Origin of the sequence: Desulforhabdus sp. TSK, from assembly GCF_022836495.1 — a bacterium.
In the GTDB taxonomy this organism is placed as follows: domain Bacteria; phylum Desulfobacterota; class Syntrophobacteria; order Syntrophobacterales; family Syntrophobacteraceae; genus Desulforhabdus.
In genome coordinates, this window is the sequence record NZ_BQXM01000038.1 from 11,776 (window position 1) to 31,395 (window position 19,620).

Annotated in this window: 17 protein-coding genes; 7 read left to right on the forward strand and 10 right to left on the reverse strand. The window is 56.8% G+C overall.

The features are described 5' to 3' along the window. Positions 1-29 precede the first annotated feature (29 nt). The 7 genes from tolQ to tmcC form a co-directional block, all read right to left on the reverse strand. Positions 30-842, reverse strand: a complete 813-nt coding sequence (gene tolQ / locus MWC30_RS18095; RefSeq protein ID WP_244085608.1) for a protein TolQ — start codon at positions 840-842, stop codon at positions 30-32. After that, positions 839-1,603: an NAD-dependent deacylase gene (locus MWC30_RS18100; protein WP_244085609.1), complete on the reverse strand. Its 765-nt coding sequence runs from the start codon at positions 1,601-1,603 to the stop codon at positions 839-841. The genes tolQ and MWC30_RS18100 overlap by 4 nt, the downstream gene beginning before the upstream one ends. Before the next feature lie 205 nt (positions 1,604-1,808). Continuing rightward, the gene (locus MWC30_RS18105) at positions 1,809-2,903 is read right to left on the reverse strand and encodes a lytic transglycosylase domain-containing protein (protein ID WP_244085610.1); all 1,095 of its coding nucleotides are present in this window, start codon (positions 2,901-2,903) and stop codon (positions 1,809-1,811) included. 276 nt (positions 2,904-3,179) lie between these two features. Next, positions 3,180-3,596 carry a nucleoside-diphosphate kinase gene (gene ndk, locus MWC30_RS18110; RefSeq protein WP_244085611.1) on the reverse strand — a complete coding sequence of 139 codons (417 nt, stop codon included), beginning with the start codon at positions 3,594-3,596 and terminating at the stop codon, positions 3,180-3,182. A gap of 429 nt (positions 3,597-4,025) precedes the next feature. Then, positions 4,026-4,406: a cytochrome c3 family protein gene (locus tag MWC30_RS18115; protein ID WP_244085612.1), complete on the reverse strand. Its 381-nt coding sequence runs from the start codon at positions 4,404-4,406 to the stop codon at positions 4,026-4,028. Positions 4,407-4,509: 103 nt separating this feature from the next. After that, the gene (locus MWC30_RS18120; RefSeq protein WP_244085613.1) at positions 4,510-5,820 is read right to left on the reverse strand and encodes a (Fe-S)-binding protein; all 1,311 of its coding nucleotides are present in this window, start codon (positions 5,818-5,820) and stop codon (positions 4,510-4,512) included. Positions 5,821-5,889: 69 nt separating this feature from the next. After that, the gene (gene tmcC, locus MWC30_RS18125; protein WP_244085614.1) at positions 5,890-6,549 is read right to left on the reverse strand and encodes a TmcC family electron transfer complex membrane anchor subunit; all 660 of its coding nucleotides are present in this window, start codon (positions 6,547-6,549) and stop codon (positions 5,890-5,892) included. 583 nt (positions 6,550-7,132) lie between these two features. On the opposite strand from tmcC, the gene MWC30_RS18130 reads away from it, so the two are divergent. After that, entirely contained in the window at positions 7,133-7,582 is a 450-nt protein-coding gene (locus MWC30_RS18130; RefSeq protein ID WP_244085615.1) for an Rrf2 family transcriptional regulator, read from the forward strand. 36 nt (positions 7,583-7,618) lie between these two features. Here MWC30_RS18130 and MWC30_RS18135 read toward each other — a convergent pair whose 3' ends face one another. Beyond that, positions 7,619-8,134, reverse strand: a complete 516-nt coding sequence (locus MWC30_RS18135) for a lytic transglycosylase domain-containing protein (protein WP_244085616.1) — start codon at positions 8,132-8,134, stop codon at positions 7,619-7,621. 297 nt (positions 8,135-8,431) lie between these two features. On the opposite strand from MWC30_RS18135, the gene MWC30_RS18140 reads away from it, so the two are divergent. The 3 genes from MWC30_RS18140 (at position 8,432) to pgm (ending at position 14,477) form a co-directional block, all read left to right on the forward strand. Beyond that, entirely contained in the window at positions 8,432-10,312 is a 1,881-nt protein-coding gene (locus tag MWC30_RS18140) for a bifunctional acetyl-CoA hydrolase/transferase family protein/GNAT family N-acetyltransferase (RefSeq protein ID WP_244085617.1), read from the forward strand. Between the two features lie 458 nt (positions 10,313-10,770). After that, entirely contained in the window at positions 10,771-12,711 is a 1,941-nt protein-coding gene (gene acs, locus MWC30_RS18145) for an acetate--CoA ligase (protein WP_244085618.1), read from the forward strand. 113 nt (positions 12,712-12,824) lie between these two features. Continuing rightward, positions 12,825-14,477: a phosphoglucomutase (alpha-D-glucose-1,6-bisphosphate-dependent) gene (gene pgm / locus MWC30_RS18150; protein ID WP_244085619.1), complete on the forward strand. Its 1,653-nt coding sequence runs from the start codon at positions 12,825-12,827 to the stop codon at positions 14,475-14,477. Positions 14,478-14,824: 347 nt separating this feature from the next. Here the strand turns inward: pgm and MWC30_RS18155 are convergent, their stop codons facing one another. Further along, a complete protein-coding gene (locus MWC30_RS18155) occupies positions 14,825-15,046 on the reverse strand; it encodes a hypothetical protein (RefSeq protein WP_244085620.1) in 222 nt (73 codons plus the stop codon). A 536-nt stretch (positions 15,047-15,582) separates the two neighbouring features. On the opposite strand from MWC30_RS18155, the gene MWC30_RS18160 reads away from it, so the two are divergent. Together MWC30_RS18160 and MWC30_RS18165 are read left to right on the forward strand one after the other, a co-directional pair. After that, positions 15,583-16,032 (forward strand): hypothetical protein, encoded by a 450-nt coding sequence (locus MWC30_RS18160; RefSeq protein ID WP_244085621.1) that lies wholly within the window; start codon positions 15,583-15,585, stop codon positions 16,030-16,032. Positions 16,033-16,110: 78 nt separating this feature from the next. After that, a complete protein-coding gene (locus MWC30_RS18165) occupies positions 16,111-16,356 on the forward strand; it encodes an acyl carrier protein (RefSeq protein WP_244085622.1) in 246 nt (81 codons plus the stop codon). Here MWC30_RS18165 and MWC30_RS18170 read toward each other — a convergent pair. Further along, entirely contained in the window at positions 16,341-19,046 is a 2,706-nt protein-coding gene (locus MWC30_RS18170) for a bifunctional acetate--CoA ligase family protein/GNAT family N-acetyltransferase (protein WP_244085623.1), read from the reverse strand. The two genes, MWC30_RS18165 and MWC30_RS18170, sit on opposite strands and share 16 nt — an antisense overlap. A 156-nt stretch (positions 19,047-19,202) precedes the next feature. Between MWC30_RS18170 and crcB the strand changes: the two genes are divergently transcribed. After that, a complete protein-coding gene (crcB, locus tag MWC30_RS18175; RefSeq protein ID WP_244085624.1) occupies positions 19,203-19,577 on the forward strand; it encodes a fluoride efflux transporter CrcB in 375 nt (124 codons plus the stop codon). Positions 19,578-19,620 lie beyond the last annotated feature (43 nt).

Sequence of the window (19,620 nt, forward strand, 5' to 3'; positions counted from 1 at the left end):
TCCCCCGCTGCTATCAGAGAGGGACGCGTTCAACCTTCCTGAGCGGCAAAACGCTGCTGCTCGGAGGGATATTCTTCCTGTCTTCCACGCCGCATCAAATCTCTTTTGAGGATATTTAAGAAATCTGACGAAAAATGGCTCATTTCATTTTCCACCACCCGAATGCGGTTGGAGAAGTGGTTGTAAGCCACGACGGCGGGGATAGCCGCTGCCAGACCCATGGCTGTGGCCACGAGGGCCTCGGAAATACCCGGTGCCACGACGGCGAGGTTTGCCGCTCCCTTGGCGCCGATCTCCTGAAAGCTCGTCATGATGCCCCAGACCGTCCCGAACAGCCCGATAAAAGGCGCGGTGCTTCCCGTTGTGGCGAGGAGGGGGAGGAAGCGTTCGAATCGCTGGCGTTCGGACATCATCCCCCCCTGGATGGCCCGTTCCACATTTTCCAGGAGGACTTCGGGATTATCCCGCAGTTCATGCAGGTTTTTGGTTTCCAGGGACTTCCCCACGCGGGTCAATTCCGTGTAGCCGATGCGAAAGATCTGGGCCAGGTGGCTGTCTTCCAAGAACTGGCTGTCCCGCAAGAGCGTCGAATAGTTCTTCCGCTGTCGAAACAGATTGATGAAATTCACGGACTCCTTGCTCGCCCTGCGGATCAGCTGAAACTTCACCAGGATGACGAACCAGCAGGCAACGGACAGGAGCAGCAGGGCCAGGAGTATGAGCTTGACCATGGGGCCGGCATGCTGGACCATTTCAAAGATGCCGTTTCCCGTGTTTGGATGGGGAGCGGCGACGTTTTCCGCGGCCGCGTAAGCCGTTACAATCAGAGAGCTCGTCATCATTTACTTTTCTTCCTCCGTTCCGCGCGCAGGGCTTCCAATGCCGCCATGACGGCGGGAAGCGCCTTGCCCGCGGGCTCGGCAAGGTGGAGATCGGATGTGTCATGGGAAAGCTGTGTGACTTTGGGATTGACTTCAACCACCGCTGCGCCGCGTCTTTTGGCGGTTCGCGGGAGGTACGAAGCCGGGGCTACCGTGGCGGATGTTCCCACCACGAGCATCAGATCGCAGTGCTGAGCCGCCGCCATTGCCTGCTGGTACGCTTCCAAGGGAATTTCCTCACCAAAAAAGACGAACTCGGGTCGCAAAGGAGAACCACAAGAACAAAGAGGCGGAATTTTATCCAGGAAAACATTCTCACGGGCAATTCGCCTCCTGCACTCCTCACAGCGCAGTGTCCGATTGTGGCCGTGGAATTCGATGACCTGGACGCTCCCCGCCTTCTGGTGCAGACTGTCGACGTTCTGGGTCACGACCGCCTTGAGAATTCCCTGCTGTTCCAGTTGGGCCAAAGCCACATGCCCTGGATTCGGCAGAGCCCTGCTCAACAGTGTATCCATTTCCAATAACATTTTCCATACCTTTGCAGGATTGGACCGAAAGGATTCGATGTCCCCGTATTCCATGGGATCGTACTTGGCCCACAGACCGTTTTCACTTCTAAAATCGGGGATCCCGCTCTCCACGGATATACCGGCTCCCGTCAAGGCAACTGCGTAATGGCTTTGGAGGAGCATTTCCGCCATTCGTTCATAATCGTTCATAGTACACCGAAATATATTGTGTTTTTAGTGGCTTAAATTAAATCATCCTAAATCCATCCTCCACCCTTGTCAAGCCTTTCATGGGGATGGTGCCGGGAATGAAATGAAGGGATGATTTGCCTGTTCGCTTTTTCCGTCAACGGTTGATCTTCTCTAATGCAACGACCGTTCCAAATGCTTGGAGAGTGTCTTCTGCCTCCGGGGATCACTTGTAGATCTTGATCAACTGATCCACAAGGAGTGTATCACCGTTCAGCTGATTCCATTCGCGGAGGTTGTGGGTAGAAACCTCGTACTGAGCGGCAATGCCCGTCAGGGTTTCTCCCCGACCGACCTTGTGCGTGAGAACGGTCGGCTGATAGCTCGCAAGGGTCTGTTCCATCCGGGACTTGAAGGCATTGCCCCTGCCCGCCGGAACCTTGAGAACATGGGAGCCCGAGGGAATCTTTTCGGAAATGTATGCGGGATTGAGCCTTTTGAAATCCCGGTAGCTCAAATCCCCTGCGCCGGCCACCATATAAACGGGCATGGGATAAGGGAGGCTCACCTCGGCCAGGTCGAACTTCAGAGGCCGGTAACCGGACCCTCCGGGCAGGGAATAGCCATAGCGTTCGGGATGGCTCAAAACCTCCTTGATGGCGAGGATGCGAAAAATGTAGCGCTCGGTCTCCAATGGAAGCTTCAGGGCATAGTAACTGTTGCTCTTCTGCCTGTTGATTTCGCTCTGAACCCTGTTCTCTCCACAGTTGTATGCCGCAATGGCCAACGCCCAGTTGTTGAACATTCCGTAAAGATCCTTCAAATAGCTGAAGGCGCTTTCGGTGGCGCGCTCGAAATCATAGCGCTCATCGATGTCCTTGGATTTGCTCAACCCATAGCGCATCCCCGTCTCGGAAATAAACTGCCAGGGGCCGGCGGCTCCCGCCGGAGAAACCGCCTGGAGCATCAGGTCGCTCTCCGCGACGGCGACATACTTCAGATCGTCGGGCAGCTTGTTCACCGCCAACTGATTTTCTATCCATGGGAGATAGCGCTCCATGCGTTTCAACCAGAGAAAAACCTGGGAGTGACTGTGAACGACAATGGTGAATTCCCGATCGAAGCGCTCCCAGACATCGGAATCGTCAAGAGGAACAGGCTCGCCGCACAATTCCATGTTGGAGGGTGGAGCAAAGTAGGGAACGACGTAGGAGGCCGGGGGAGTCGACGGGGCATCTCCCTGCCCCCATGCGCCGTAAGACAGATAACCTGCCCACATCAAAATCATCATTATTCCGCACGCGATGATCCTGTTATTCATCAGCAAAGCTATCTCCTTTTCTCCGCACGGGGGTGTGGCTTTAGCGGTGTGAAACGGCGGGAACGATGCAGCCGTGTACCCACCCTGCCGAAGAACCTTCGTTGCAGCCCTCAACGGGTATGGTAGAGCGAAGGTCATCACCTGGTTCGGGAGGTTTTCAAGTCCCCCTTCGAAGAGGAATGCAGGGGGATGCGCTCTGACGTTCACACCCCCCTGCCCCACTCGAGGCGGGAATCGCACTGCCCCAAACGATTGAAAATTTTCGTCAACCTTATACTAGGAGCAGATTTCCAGAGCATTGAAAAAGTATGAAATTTCAAAGGCGGCGGTTTCAGGTGCGTCCGACCCGTGGACGACGTTCTGCTCGATGTCCGTGGCGAAATCGCGGCGAATGGTTCCCGGGGCTGCATCCTTGAAATTGGTCGCCCCCATGAGCTCACGATTCTTCTTGATGACCTCCTCGCCTTCCATCACCATCACCACGATAGGGCCCGAAGACATGAAATCCGTGAGGCTGTCGAAAAAGGGACGTTCCTTGTGCACGGCATAGAAGCCCTGGGCTTCAGCCTTGGTCAATCTGAGCATTTTCATGGCGGCGATGTGGATGCCGGCCGCTTCAAAGCGGCGAATGACTTCACCGATGACGTTTTTCCTGACTCCATCGGGCTTGATGATGGATAGCGTACGCTCCATGTTTCCTTCTCCTTCGGTCTTGTGGATGAATCCAGTGCATGAAACCATGCATGAAACTTAAAGGCATGCCCATCGACACGCAGGCAGTATTTCGCAAATTCCAGGCCCGGAAGGCAAGGATTAATTCAAAAATTATTGCCCGAAATGGATCGCGCCGCCGCATGATCCCTTCCAGGGCAGGAAAAAAATCCTGTTCTGGCTTCCTTCACCGGGGCAGGGGCAGGGAGCAATGCTGTTGACTTAGGCGACGTTCGTCATTCCGGCGAAAGCCGGAATCCAGGAAAATAAAAACTTTCTGGACCCCGGTTTTCACCGGGGTGACGTTAAGTCAACAACATTGGGAGCAGGGAGAGGACCGTCCTGAAACGGCTGATTATGAAGGGGAGCGCTTCGAGGGGAAAAGAGGGCAGGCTCTCCTGCCCTCTCGGGCTATTTCCGAAGAATATGACATTCACCGCACGTGACGGGGGTATTGGGCTTTCCCTCGCGCTGCATCACTTCATGGCAGCCTTTGCATTGCCCGTGAAAGGCCTCCAGCAGGGATAGCTTTCCATCCATGGGGCTTTGGACATGACAGTCGGAGCAGACGCCCCCTTCTCCTCCCTTATTGTTAAGGTATTCATCATAATCGTGATGACATTGCACACAGTCCATCTTGGCTGCATGCTGTTCATGAGTGAAGCGAACCAAGGGCCTCTGGTGGGGATCCAGTTCTTTATGATTCATGATCATGACGGCGTCCTGGGAAAAAGCAAACGGCATCATGAGGAAAAATGCCAAAGCAGCAAAACCCAATCTTGCGTAACGCATCAACCCCCCTCCGCCCATCGGTGCTCCTGCACCGGGGCTCCCTGTTTTCATTTTATGAAGCAGCCTGCGCTGAATTCAGCCCCATTGGCGGCTCCCGTTTCGATTACTCCTCGTCATCCCCTTCCACCGGTTTGAATTTGTCGGGAACGATCATGGTCTCACAAATGATCTCCTTGAAGGAAAGCACTTTGACCCCGAGATTGTACTCCTTGTTCAGATCATTGATCTGGTCATAGCAGTTGTGGCAGGGGGCGATAACGATTTTTGCTCCGGTAGCTCTGATCTGATCGGCCTTCAATCGCCCTGAAATCATGCGCCGCTTCTTGAATTCCGGACCCATGGGAATGAACCCGCCCCCACCGCCACAGCAATGATTGTGCTCCCGGTTGGGAGTCATCTCTCTGAAATCCTTGGCTAAAAATGCAGTAAGCTTCCGTCCCTCCTCCCAAAGCCCGCCATTGCGCGACACATTGCATGGATCCTGGTACGTGACGGGTTCCGTGAGCATCTTGTCGGGGTCGATTTTGATGCGGCCGTCTCGGAGGTATTCGTAAAACAGTTGCACCGAATGGACGACCGCCACCGGCGGCTTTCCACCGGCATACCCCGCAAAGTACGGCCCCTCGAAAGCGGCGGAACGGAAAGCGTGGCCGCATTCCGTGATGGCAATGTTTTGGACTCCCAGTTCCACGGCCTTTTCATACATGTTCTTCACCACCTGCCCCGCCAGGGCACGGTCGCCCGCGTACATTGCCAGGTTTGTGGCTTCCCATCCCGTGCTGGACATGGTCCAGTCTTCCTCGGCCACCGTGAAGATCTTCGCCGCCATCCCGATGTCCTGGGGATAGTACATGGGCTCCCGGGCATTGAGGCAGTACATGTACTTGGCCCCCTTTTTGTCGATGGGGATGGTGAGTCCGGTGAGTTCCTCCCCCGTTTCCTCTTCCATCCAGGAACAGGTATCGAGAAAATCATCCGTACTCATGCCCATTTGGTTGCCCGTTTCCCGGTAATTGACGGAGGTGCGCTCCAGTCCATCAGGAACAACCCCCTGGGACTGGCAGACGGTCCGGGCCGTCGAAATCATTGTGGCGATGTCGATGCCGAAGGGGCAGTACATGGAGCACCGCCGGCACGTCGTACATTCGCCCCAGATGATGTCGTAGCATTTCCGGAGGAAATCCCGGTCCACGTTCCCTTTCCGGCGGTACATCTCGGCCAGGGTGCTCTTGAACTTGTACGCGGGACTGAAGCGCGGGTCTCGGTTGTTGGTCAGGTAAAAGAAGCAGCTTTCGGCGCAGAGTCCGCACCGTGAACAGATGCTCAGCCAGGTTTTGATGCGAGCACCATCGTTGGCATTCAAAATTTCCCTGATCTTATGAGTATCGACAGGCTTTTCAAGCACATCGTTCATTTTGAGGCATTCTCCTCTCAAATTGTGGATCCACATACTTCATAGCTGCGAAGCCTCCCGTATGGGGGCTCACCACGTTCTCGCACCCCGGCGTCCTCCAAACTCGAAGCCGATGAAAGCCCTCGAGAAGAAAAACAGGATGATGTGGGCAAGCTTGCTGAAGGGAATGACGATCAGCAAGAGCTCCGCAAACAGTATGTGCAGTATCAAAAGTGTTTTATAATCGCCGACCTGGTGGTAGGCCAGAAAACCCGTCACGAAGGGGATCCCCGTCAGCAGGAGAAGTGTGTAATCCCAGGCCGTGGTCAAAATACGCACTTCCGGACGCACCATGCGCCTGGCGAGCAAGAACACGAAGCTCACCAGGAAGACGATCGTCAGGATATCTGCGGTTCCGTCACTCATGGAAGGCAGGCTGATGCCGAAAGCCTCCTGCCACATCATGTTGTGGGCGAGCAGAAAGAGCGGAACGGCGAAGAGGCAGATGTGGAACAGAAAAAACATCAGGGTGAAAACCGGCTGGTTCCGCATGGAGACACTGCCCCAGGGGATGAGCCAGTGAAAGATGGAGCGCACTCCCCAGCTCATGTCTGCATGATTGTAGATCACCTTGTCTCTGTCCTTGCTGAGGCCATAGAGAAAGGCCACCCGCAGGCACAATCCTCCCAGAAAAACGATAAAGGCCACCCACAGGGCCGGTCCTATCAAAAACGCATACAAGTCATCCATCGCACTTCACTCCCTCATTCTTTTTGCAAAACGGCAGGCTGCGCAAACACCAACCCGGGCTGTTCGCGAACAGCCCCTACCCCCTCAATCCTTGTGTAAAACGGTAGCCTGCACAACCACGAACCCGGGCTGTTCGCGAACAGCCCCTACCCCCTCAATCCTTGTTCAAAAAGGCCGTTCGCGAACCGCCCCTACGCCCTCATTCCTTGTGCAAAACGGCAGGCTACGCAACAGGTATGTTCATCCTTTCACTTCCACTGGAACATGACTTTTATTTCATATCACAAAATGAATGATCTTCAAGAAGGACTGCAAGGGAACAGCGATATTCCTTCCCTCATGCGATCCATCCAGGAGAAATCCTTGCGCTCCCCCCTCTCGTCGAAAGTGTCCAGGGGCAGGATCAGAAAGGATCCGTTGCCATCGCCCCCAGGCAGGATACCCATGGAATGCGAGTCATGCCTTTACAGTAGGGAGCGACCGTGGCATATAGCCAATCTCGGTACGTGTGAGGGATGCGCTCGTGCGGTTACTGAGCACGGGACGAAGTTGCAGGAAAAAGGCCGCCGAAAGGATCCGGGGAATGAAGCTATCAACGCGAAGTCGCTACGGGACGAGGCTCTTGCTGGAAATGGCCATCCATTATAAGGAAGGGCCCATCCAGCTTGCAGAAATCGCGCGACGGCAGGAGGTTTCCACCAAGTATCTGGAGCAGATCATCATCCCCCTCAAAAAGGCCGGCTATGTCAACAGCATGCGGGGTCCCAAGGGTGGGCACATGTTGGCCATGTCTCCCGACACCATCAGGCTGGGAGAAGTTGTAGCGCTCCTGGAGGGAGGACTGGGGGTGACGGAATGTGTGGATCATCCTGAAGGCTGCCGACGGGCGGGCTTTTGTATGACACGGTTTTTATGGAAGGAAATCAGTGAGGCCATCCGCGATCGCCTGGACAGTTTCACGCTGCTGGACCTGGTGCACATGCGCCCCGAGGACCGAGACGGCGTTTTTAACTGCATTTCGGGTCCCCGCTGAGGAGATGGAGCAAAAACCGGAAAGGCAGGCAGGGACTCACGTCTCCTGCTTGTACTGAGAATAAAAATCCAGGACTTTCTTGAGATATTCCTTCGTTTCATTGAAGGGCGGGACACAGCCGTAGCGTCTGACGGTCTCAGGGCCGGCGTTGTAGGCGGCGAGAGCCAGCGTGACGTCGTTATTGAAGCGTTTGAGGAGATATTTCAGGTAGCGCACGCCGCCTTCGATGTTCTCCCTGGGGTCATAGGGATCTTTCACTCCCATGTCTTTGGCGGTGGCGGGCATGAGCTGCATGAGCCCGATGGCTCCCCTGGAGGACAGGGCCTCGTGGTCGAAGCGCGATTCCGCCCGGATGAGCGCCTTCACCAAGCGGGGATCGAGCCCGTATTCCCTGCTGATGCTTTGAATGTGGGGGTCGTAATAGGTGGTGTCACCCGTAAGATAGATCCACCAGGATGAGATGCTGCAGGATCCCTTGCAAAGCATGAAAAAGGGGATGCAGTACAGCAGAGCACAGAGGCTGAAAATGATTCGGCGGCGCATGACTTTCATGAGCATACTCCGCATTCGGTTTAAGCACATCAGCGTCACGATTACAAGCAATTCCCTTCGACTCGCCGGAGCATCGACCGTCTCTACCACACTGTACGCATGCCTATTAATTAAACGGATGCGCCGCGAAAAATCAAGACCGCCGGGGGGCGTTTTTTTATTTGCCTCGGTTTGTCCGTGACTTCATGTTATATTGCCCCCTCAGAATGGGTGCCTCGAAATGGAGCGGCAAGCCTGCCCCGGTGCGCTTCTCTATTTTGAGAATCGGCGGAATGCTCCACACAGGAGAAGTTTTTCATGCTTAAGAATTACTGGCCCGACGATTATTTGTCGAAAGTACGCTCCCCGAAGGATGCCATTGGATTGATCCATGCCGGACAGCGGATTTTTATCGGATCCTCCTGCGGAGAGCCGCAGTGTCTTGTGAGGGAGCTGGCGTCGCAATCCGCCAATTTCACCGACCTGGAGATCGTGCGGCTTTTGAGCCTCGAAACGACCCCTTTGACCCTGATGGCCAGCGAGGGTTCCCGGGAAACCTTTCACATCCGGTCCTTTTACTCCGGTTCCACATTGCCCGAAGTCCTGGCGGTGAATCGGCGCTTCTTCACGCCCATCAATCTCTCCGCCCTCCCCTACCTGTTCCAGACTCGGCAGATTCCCATTCACGTGGCTCTCATCCAAGTCACGCCCCCCGATGATTTCGGGTGGATGAGCCTCGGCATTTCCGTGGACATCACGCTGGCGGCAGCGCTTTCCGCCGACATCATCATTGCTCAGGTCAACCCCAGAATGCCGCGGGTCCTGGGAAACAGCTTCCTTCATGTCAACGATGTCGATTTTGTGGTGGAGTGCGAAGAAGAGCTCCTCACCATCGGCGAGTTTCCGGAGCCTGAAACGGCGGAGCTCCTCGCCAACAACTCGGCCAAGCTCATCGACGACGGCGCAACGTTGCAGGTAGGGCTGGGCGCCACTCCACGGGCGACGGCACTGGCCCTTTCCCAGAAAAACGACCTGGGCATCCACACCCAGTCTCTGACCCAGAGCATCATGGAGCTCGTCTCCCGCGGGGTCATCAACAACCGGAAGAAGGGCGTCAACGTCGGGAAGGTGGTGGCCAGCAGCGCCATCGGGACGTCGAACCTCTACGAGTTCCTCCATGACAATCCCAGCATCGAGTTCCATCCCTCCGATTACGTGAACAGCCCGGCCGTCATCGCCAGCCACAACCGCATGACCTCCATCAATGTGGTCAGCGTCATGGACCTCACAGGGCAGGTGGCGGTGGACGCCGCTTCCCAGAGTCATTTCGCGGGAGTGACGGGGATGCTGGACTTTGTGCGGGGCGCTGCTCAATCGCCCGGCGGAAAGTCCATACTGCTGATCCCCTCAACCTCCCTGAGCGGCAAAACGAGCCGCATCGTGCCCATGCTGGAGAACCTCCCCGTAGTGGTGCCGCGGAGCGACGTCTATTACGTCGTGAGCGAATACGGCGCGGTGAACCTCTTCGGCAAGAGCATCCAGGAGCGGGCCATCGCCATGATCAGCCTGGCACACCCGAATTTCCGGGATGAGCTCTTTTACAACGCCAAAAAACTTGGACTCATCGGGCCGGAAAGAAGTCTCAAGGAGTCCATTCACGCCGTCTACCCCGTGAAATGGGAGGAAAACATCGAGATCGACGGGAAGCGGGTCACCATTCGTCCGGTCAAGCCGGTGGATGAACGGCGCATCCAGGAGCACTTTTACAATCTGGACATGAACGACATCATTTCACGCTTTTTCCACCGCAAGAACACCTTCGTGCGGGATGATGTGGCGTCCATGTATCAGATTGATTATTTAAAGGAAATGACCATCGTGGCCGTCACGGGCGAGTTCGGCTTCGGCAAGATCATCGCCATGGGCGGCTACGTTCTGGATCCGCACAACAACGTGGCCGAGGTCGCTTTCAGCGTGAGCAAGGATTGGCAGAAAAAGGGCCTGGCCAAGAGGATCCTGAAAAAGCTTGCCGAGGTGGCCAGGGAAAACGGCATCAAGGGCCTCGCCGCCTACACTTCCATGAACAATCAATCCATGATCCATCTGTTCAAATCGCTCTCGTGTGATGTGACGACCAGCTACGACGACGATCTGGTGTGCCTCCATTGCATGTTCGAATCGGAACAGAAAGAGAGATAGGACGGCCCCCATCCCCGAACTCAGCTCGACTCAGGAACGTGGCCGACACGATGGCCTCATCCCGGTTGTTGTGAAGAAAGGGATGGGGGGCCCCAAAGGCGCAGACGGCTCATGAAGCGTGCCGGTGGACGTCTCCGGCAAGGGGCCGGGGACAGAAAATACCCTGTTTGTGCATCTACTCACAAACACAAGGATTTCTCTTTATCCCCCGCATATTTTTTGTTGACAGCCGATAATCTCATTGGTAGTATTGCTTCTGAATTCAGAGGTTATATTTTCACACACCAGTTGTTCTCCCTTCTCTAACCCATACGCGTTATTGGTTTCATTTAGGCAGCGAATCCTGATCGCATTCCTAGTTGTTGAGTTCTGTTTTCAGCGGGTTTTTTTAAGTACCAGTATAGGAAGGGCCGTCGTGTTGACGGTATGCAACAAACACCAGCTTCAAGGAGGAATCCATGGCTAATGAGTTGTTTCCCGTTCCTGAATCTTGGAAAAAATCTGCTTACTGTGACAACGCAACCTATTTGAAAATGTACGAACAGTCGGTCAAGGACCCTGAGGGCTTTTGGGGGGAACAGGCCAAGCGGTTGGATTGGTTCAAGCCCTGGACCAAGGTGAAAGAAGGCTCTTTTGACGGTGACATTCGCATCAAGTGGTTCGTAGACGGGAAGATCAACCTCAGTTACAACTGCCTGGACCGTCACCTGGCAAAGCGTGGCGACCAGGTCGCTATTATCTATGAGGGCGACGATCCGGGAGTGAGCAAGAGCTTCACGTACCGCCAGTTGTACGAAGAAGTGTGCCGCTGCGCGAACGTCCTCAAGTCTCTGGGACTCAAGAAGGGCGACCGCGTCACCATCTACCTTCCCATGATCCCGGAACTGGCCATCACCATGCTGGCCTGTACCCGCATCGGGGTCATTCATTCCATCGTCTTTGCAGGATTTTCACCCGACTCCCTGGCGGGCCGTATTCAGGACTGCGGCGGCAAAGTCGTCATCACGGCGGATGAAGGCCTCCGCGGCGGCAAGACCGTTCCTCTCAAGCTGAATACCGACGAAGCCATCACCAAATGTGAAGGCGTCGAGAAAGTCCTCGTCGTCAAGCACACCGGAGGTAAGGTCCCCATCACGCCGGGACGCGATGTCGACTATCACGAAGTCATGAGCAAAGCCTCTACGGAATGCCCCCCCGAAGAAATGGATGCGGAAGATCCTCTCTTCATCCTTTACACTTCGGGATCGACGGGCAAGCCCAAGGGCGTTCTGCACACCACGGGCGGTTATCTCGTCTATATATCCCTCACGCATCAGTATGTCTTCGACTATCACGAAGGGGACATCTACTGGTGTACGGCGGACATCGGCTGGATCACCGGCCACAGCTACATCGTCTATGGCCCTCTGGCCAACGGCGCCACCAGCCTCATGTTCGAAGGCATCCCCAACTATCCCGACTGGTCTCGTTTCTGGAGTGTTGTGGACAAACACAAGGTCAACATTTTCTATACGGCTCCCACCGCCATCCGCGCGCTCATGCGCCAGGGCGATGCACCTGTGAAGAAAACCTCGCGCAAGAGCCTGAAGCTGCTCGGAACGGTGGGCGAGCCCATCAACCCCGAAGCATGGCTCTGGTACTACAATACCGTCGGCGAACAACGATGCCCCATCGTGGACACCTGGTGGCAGACGGAAACCGGAGGCATCCTCATCACACCGCTGCCCGGAGCCACGGATATGAAGCCCGGTTCGGCGACGCGGCCCTTCTTCGGGGTGCAACCGGCCATTGTGGATCCTGACGGGAAATTCCTCGAAGGTGCCGCCAGCGGCTATCTCGTCATAAAAGAACCCTGGCCCGGCATGCTGAGGACCGTTTACGGGGATCACGAACGCTTCAAACAAACCTACTTTTCCAATTACAAGGGACTTTATTTCACCGGTGACGGAGCCCGCCGCGATGAGGACGGCTACTACTGGATCACGGGCCGGGTCGACGACGTCATCAACGTTTCCGGACACCGCATGGGCACCGCCGAAATCGAAAGCGCCTTGGTAGCTCATTCCGCCGTGGCGGAGGCAGCAGTCGTCGGCTTCCCCCATGACATCAAGGGCCAGGGGATCTATGCCTACGTTACGCTCAATGCCGACCAGCAACCGACGGAAGAGCTTCGCGCCGAACTGGTAAAATGGGTTCGAAAGGAAATCGGCCCCATCGCTTCACCCGATTTCATCCAATGGGCACCGGGACTTCCCAAGACCCGTTCGGGCAAGATCATGCGGCGTATTCTTCGTAAGGTCGCCGCCAATGAAGTCAGCGAACTGGGCGATACCTCTACACTCGCCGAACCCGCGGTGGTCGACGATCTGGTAAAGAACCGCCAGGCCGCGCAATCATAATTTCATTCCAACTTAATCCTTAATAGAAAAAGGGGGGCGCAAGTCCCCCTTTGTTGTTGTGACATGTCTTTTTGATTCCCTTGAAGATCCCTTTTTTCGGAGGCCGAAAATAAATGGCGGTACACGACCTGGCAGGAAAGCCTGCTCCCCGATCCATGCTCGCGAACATTCCCCGTTTGATCACTGAATACTATACCCTTCAACCCGATCCATCGAACCCTGTCCACAAGGTGGAGTTCGGCACTTCCGGACATCGCGGCTCTTCGACCAGGAAAAGCTTCAACGAGAGCCACATCCTCGCGACGACCCAGGCCATATGCGACCACCGCAAAGCCGGTGGCGTCAAGGGCCCTCTCTTCCTGGGCATGGACACCCACGCCCTCTCGGAGCCCAGTTTCGTCACCGCACTGGAAGTCCTGGCGGGCAACGGCGTGGAGGTCATGATCCAGGAGGGCTCCGGGTATACCCCGACCCCCGTCATTTCCCATGCCATCCTCGTCCACAATCGTCGGAACCCCTCGGCTCCCGCGGACGGCATCGTCATCACCCCTTCGCACAACCCGCCTGAGGATGGGGGCTTCAAGTACAATCCACCCCACGGCGGACCTGCCGACACGAACATCACCCAATGGGTTCAGGACAGGGCCAATGAGCTCCTGAGAGAGGGAAACAAGGACGTTGTGCGGATCGGGATTGAAAAAGCCCTCTCCCTCAGCACCACCCATCGCTATGACTATATCCGTCCCTACGTGGAGGACCTGCGCAGTGTCATCGACATGGATGCCATCCGATCCGCCGGCATCCGCATCGGGGTCGACCCCATGGGAGGCTCGTCCGTGGCTTTCTGGGAGCCCATCGCCGAAACTTACGGTCTGAATCTTCAGCTGGTCAATCCCGTCGTCGATCCCACCTTCGGCTTCATGACTCTCGACAAGGACGGGAAAATCCGCATGGATTGCTCTTCTCCCTATGCCATGGCGAGCCTCATCCACCTCAAGGACAACTACGACGTCGCCTTCGGCAACGATCCCGATTCCGACCGTCATGGAATCGTGACCCGCAGCGTGGGCCTCATGAACCCCAACCACTACCTGTCCGTGGCCATCTGGTTCCTCTTTCAAAACCGTCCCCAATGGGGCGCAGATACGGCCGTCGGAAAAACGCTCGTGAGCAGCAGCATGATCGACCGCATTGCCGGTCACCTGAACCGCAGGCTCCTGGAAGTCCCGGTGGGGTTCAAGTGGTTTGTGGAGGGGCTCATCACGGGGGACTACGGCTTCGCCGGCGAAGAGAGTGCGGGGGCGTCTTTTCTGCGCAGGGACGGGACCGTCTGGACGACGGACAAGGACGGCATTATCCTGGATCTCCTGGCAGCAGAAATCACGGCCAAGACTGGACATGATCCGGGAGAACATTACAAGGACCTGGTGGAAAAATTCGGAGACCCCGTTTACGAAAGAATCGACGCTCCCGCCACGTCACAGCAGAAGACGATCCTCAAGGCACTCTCGCCGGAGCAAATCGCCGCATCAACTCTGGCGGGCGAGACCATCCTGGGCAAGCTCACCGCCGCACCCGGCAACGGCGCAGCCATCGGAGGCCTGAAGGTCGTTACGGAAAACGGCTGGTTCGCTGCACGCCCTTCAGGAACGGAGGATGTCTACAAGATCTACACGGAAAGTTTCAAAGGGAGGACGCATCTCCTGCAAATCCAGGAGGAGGCTCAGTCTATCGTCAGCAGCGCCTTTCGAAGCGGGGGGGCTTAGGACTACAACGAGAGCTCCTGCGTAAGGGTGGGCTTTGCCCACCACCCAATGCTTTCGGCGCAGAATGGTGGGCAAAGCCCACCCTACGCGGGAGAGCAATGTTTCGTTGTCGTATCAGGACAACTCAATACCTTACAGTGCCCATCACTTGAGTCGCCATTCCGGCGGGCGGTTAGCCGGAATCCACAGAAAAAAACTGGATGCCGGCCTAAAACTGCCGGCATGACAAAGAACGAAAGTATTGAAGCTGTAAAACAGTGCGATCCCCCCTCAAGGAGGGAATCGAAGCAGGTTTGACTCCCGAGTAGATGAATTTTGGACGGCCTCTGAGACAGGGCGTGGGATGGTCACCGAAAGGATAGGGGAAAAGGGTCGGACGATGACGAAATGGTCTTGCAGGTATTCCTCAATTCAGGAATCCATCTGCGCAGGTGCAGCGCTTCCAACGTAATGCCGGATTGCTCCATGGACCGGGCCTGATTTTCGATGAATTCCGAAAAGTTTTTGACGTCACAGGCTGCCCCGTTTGCCTCGGTCTTCCAATCGGTATCCCATGTATACTCTGACATTGCATAGCCTCCTCAAGGATTCGATCCGATCCGGATCCTGCTACCCAAATATGTTCATCCCGGCATTCTTTTCACAACTTACATTTTTTGAGAGATTGAGGGCTTGGGACTCCATCTTCGGTGACGCCCTCAGGGGGTCCGCAATGTCTTTGACTCCATGTCACCCCGTTGAAAACGGGTGCCCGGAGCCTCTTCCTGTTCCTGGGTTCCGGCTTTTGCCGGAATGACGAAAGGTTGTTAAGTCAACTGCACTGCGGAAGTCAGGCGGATCAGAATGCCCCGCCATCGATGTTAGTGAAACTATAGCGCATAGATTATTTTTTATCCACACTAAATATTACAGAAATGAAGCAACAGGACGATTGGAAGGATTTTCATGGAAGGAAATAGGCCACGGTGTTATTTATATTCTCGACCCGATGCGTTTCAAGTGAGGCCCCAAGCAGGGTGCAGATCACGCACCCCATGAACAATGGAACGGGCAGGGCGGATCTGTTGTATGGCCTGCCTGACGCCCAGAAGGAAGGAACCCGCGCATGCTCCATCCGCTTTCATCCGGTTTTTCCAGAATCTTCCTCCCCACGATGGCCCTGACAATGCTGCTGTTCACCCTCTCCTGCTCCACCTGGGGAAAACCCAAAAACAACATGAATGACCTGCTCCTGGCGGAACAGGATTTCATCAAGGCGATGAAATGGGGAGACTACAAGCATGCCTCGGGTTGGATCGCCCCCGAGGCCAAAGAGGATTTCTGGAGGAATGTGGATGGATTCCAGAACCATCTCCACATCATGGATTATGACATTCGAGACGTGATTTTCGAGGGCGGGGACGGTTTCAGCACCGTGCTCCTGAAATGCCGCTACTATTTTACTTCGGATCCCCAATTGAAGACAAAAACCCTCCGCCAGAAATGGACCTACGGGGAGGAACCTTCGGGATGGCAATTGCAGCAGCACGCTCTGGGTGAGCTTCTCGTTCAGTGACCGGGGTGTGAGTGAACCCTGCCCCCGCTGTCCCCATATCGATGCAGCCCAATCCCTGTTGACCCGGAGTACATTACCATGGAAGCAGCCGTCAAGAAAGCAGCCCTGGAAATCCTCGGTCGCATCGCCCCTGAAGCGGACCTCCGCAGCCTCGATCCCGGCAGGAGCTTCAGGGACCAGATCGATTTCGATTCAGTGGATTTTCTGAACTTCGTGTTTGGACTCCAGGAGAAATTTCAGCTGACCATCCCCGAGCGGGACTATCCCAGGCTGGCCACTCTCAACGGATGCCTGGAATATCTCACGGCTCAGCTTGGAGAGTGAAGATCCAAGGTCACGTGAATCACGGTGGGGTCGTCGGGTATCCGTTGGTGCCTGAAGCCGAAGGCCTTGCAAAGCTTCAACATGGGGGTGTTCTCCGACAGCACTTCGCCGTAAACGTTTTGAATTCCCCGCCGCCGTGCATAGTCGATGATCCTCCGCAGAAGCATGGGTCCCAGCCCCAGCCCCGTCTTGTCTTTGCGCAGGAGTATGGCGAATTCCGCGTTGTCCAGGTCGGGATCAGCGATGATGCGGACACCGCCATAGAGCTCTTCACCGCCTTCGGCGTGCTCATCGACAACGGCCAGGGCCATTTCCCGGTCGTAGTCGATCTGAGTCAGGCGCGCGGCCAGGCTGTGGGGAAGATGATGCATAGGGTGCAGGAATCTCAGGCGAATTTCTTCGGGTGAAAGGCGGGAAAAAATCCCATAAAATCCCGGCTCGTCTTCGGGGCGGATGGGACGGATGAGCAGCTCCTGCCCGTCGGGCAGCACCAGGCGCTCCTCCAGCTCCTTCGGATAGGGGCAGATGGCCAGACGGTCGGTGGCGGAACCACCGGTCTGCCGGACCCTGATGCGGGCGTCCAGGGCGAGCGCCCCCTCCCGGTCCGCCAGGAGCGGATTGATATCGAGCTCGACGACTTCTCCCAGATCGCAAACCAGCTGCGACAGCTTGACGCACGTGAAGGCGACGGCCTCCAGGTCCGCCGCCGGAAGATCTTCATTCCCCTGGAGCAGGCGGAAGATGCGCGTACGCTGCATGACTTCACGGGCCAGGTGCATGTTCAGGGGAGGGAGTGCCAGGGCCTTGTCTCCCAGCGCTTCGGCGGCGATTCCCCCCTGCCCGAAAAGAATGACTGGCCCGAAAAGCTTATCCTCCATCATTCCCAGGATGAGCTCGTGCGAATGGAATCTCCGGATCATCGGCTCCACGGCAAATCCCACGATGTGGGCATCGGGACACGCCCGGCGCACACGCTCCAGCATGGCCCCCGCCGCCTGCAGGACGAGGGACGGATTCGCCAGGTCGAGGGCCACGCCGCCCACCCGGTTTTTGTGCAGGATATCGGGAGAGAGTATCTTCAGAACCGCAGGCCCGCCGAGCGCTTCAGCAAGGGCGGCGGCTTCATCGGGGTTTTTCGCCACGTGCGTGGGAACCACGGGAATGCCGTAAGCGGAGAGCACCTCCTTGGCCTCTGTTTCCATGAGCCACTGGCGTCCTTCCTCCAGGACCTTCCGGATGATTTCCCGAGCCCGTTCCGTTTGCGGTGAGAACGCCTCGGGAACGTTCGGCGGGGTCTCCATGAGGAGCTCCTGACTCCGGCGGTAACGCAGCAACTGCATGTAGGCGCGTACGGCGTCGGCGGGATCGTCGTAGGTGGGGATCTTGTTTTCCTCGAGCATCCGCCGCCCTTCCACCGGGGAGGCGCCCCCGAGCCAGCACGTGAACAGGGCGGGAGCATTCCCCCGGGCGGCCCGTTTGTTGTACCGGTCGATCACCGCTGCGGCCACTTCCGATCCTTCCACGATGCCGTTGGGGCAATGAAGCACCAGGACGGCATCCACTCCCTCATCCTCCAGGAGTGCCTCCAGCACGACGCCGTACCGCTCGCCCGTGGAGTCCCCAATCATGTCCACGGGGTTGCTGCGGGACCAGATGGGGGGCAGCACCGTATGGAGACGCTGCAGGGTTTCGGGGGAAAGCTCCGCAAGGCGGCCGCCTTCCTCCATGAGGGAATCCGTGGCCATCACCCCCACCCCGCCCCCGTTGGTCATGATGGCCAGGCGGTCTCCGCGCACCGATGGGGTGCCGGCGAGGGTTTCCACGGCATCGAAGAGCTCCTGGAGGGTGTACACGCGCAGCATTCCCGCACGGCGGAAGGCGGCGTCGTAGACGGCGTCGTTCCCCACCATGGCCCCCGTGTGCGAGGCGGCGGCTCTCGCACCTTCCTCGTGGCGCCCGGCCTTGAGGACGATCACCGGCTTCATGCGTGCCGCCGCGCGGGCCGCCGACATGAATTTGCGGGAATGAACGACGGATTCCATGTACAGGAGGATGGCGCGCACCGAAGGTTCATTGGCCAGGTAGTCCAGCATGTCCCCGAAATCCACGTCGGCCATGTCTCCGAGAGCGACAAAATGAGAAAACCCGATCTTACGTTCAGCCGCCCAATCCAGTACGACCGTCTGCACGGCCCCCGACTGGGCCACAAAAGCGATGCTCCCGGGCAGAGCGCGCACACGGGAGAAGTTCACGTGAAGACCATGGCGGGGAACCGTCACCCCCATGCAGTTGGGTCCCAGGATCCGCAGCAGGTAAGGCTTCGCCGCTTCCAGGATGGGGGTGTACCCGCCCTCGCCGCCCTGTTCGCCTGCCGGACCGAATCCCGAAGTAATGACGATCGCCGCTTTCGTCCCCCGCTTTCCCAGCTCCCCAATCAATTCCGGTACCGATGCCGGAGGGGTGGCGATGATCGCCAGTTCCGGGGCTTTCGGAAGACTCTCCAGGTTGGGATAGGTCGGAATGCCGTCGATGGTTTCCCGGTTCGGGTTGACTGCAAACAGTTCCCCCCGGAAGCCTCCATTCCAGAGATTTTCCGTCAGCACCCGCCCGATGGAGGCCTTCCTGGAAGTGGCTCCGATGAGGGCAACGGATGCGGGCTTGAAAAAATATTCAAGGTTGCGGACTGTCATGTCCTCCTCTCCATGAGCTCATAGACCTGGGATTGTTTTATGCAGGTATACAATAAACGGGCGGAGCCGTGCAAAACAATCTCGACTTCATCCGGCCGGATGTGGGATATTGGGCGGGCAGTGAAGCTCGAATGATTCTGGGGAACGGCGGGAGAGATGGCAAAGCTCATTTATGTGATGATAGGAGGAAGCCTGGGCGCCCTGAGCCGCTACGGAGCGACGCTTCTGGCTGTGAGGCTCTTCGGCCCCCAGTTTCCATGGGGCACGCTGTTCGTGAACCTCGTGGGCTGCTTTTTCATCGGCCTCTCCTTTGCCCTGGCCGAACGTGCCTCTTTCATGACACCTTCTGTCCGCCTCTTCTTCGTCACGGGCTACCTCGGGGCTTTGACGACCTTTTCCACCTATGCCATCGAGAGCGTGAACGCCTTCACCTCCGAAGCCTATTTCACCGCACTGGCCAATGTGCTCTCCAACAACCTCGGCGGCGCCGGCATGGTCTTTCTGGGCCTGTGGCTGGGCCGAATCCTCTGATCCCCCTCCCCCCATTCAATGCTGTTGACTCAACGTCACCCCG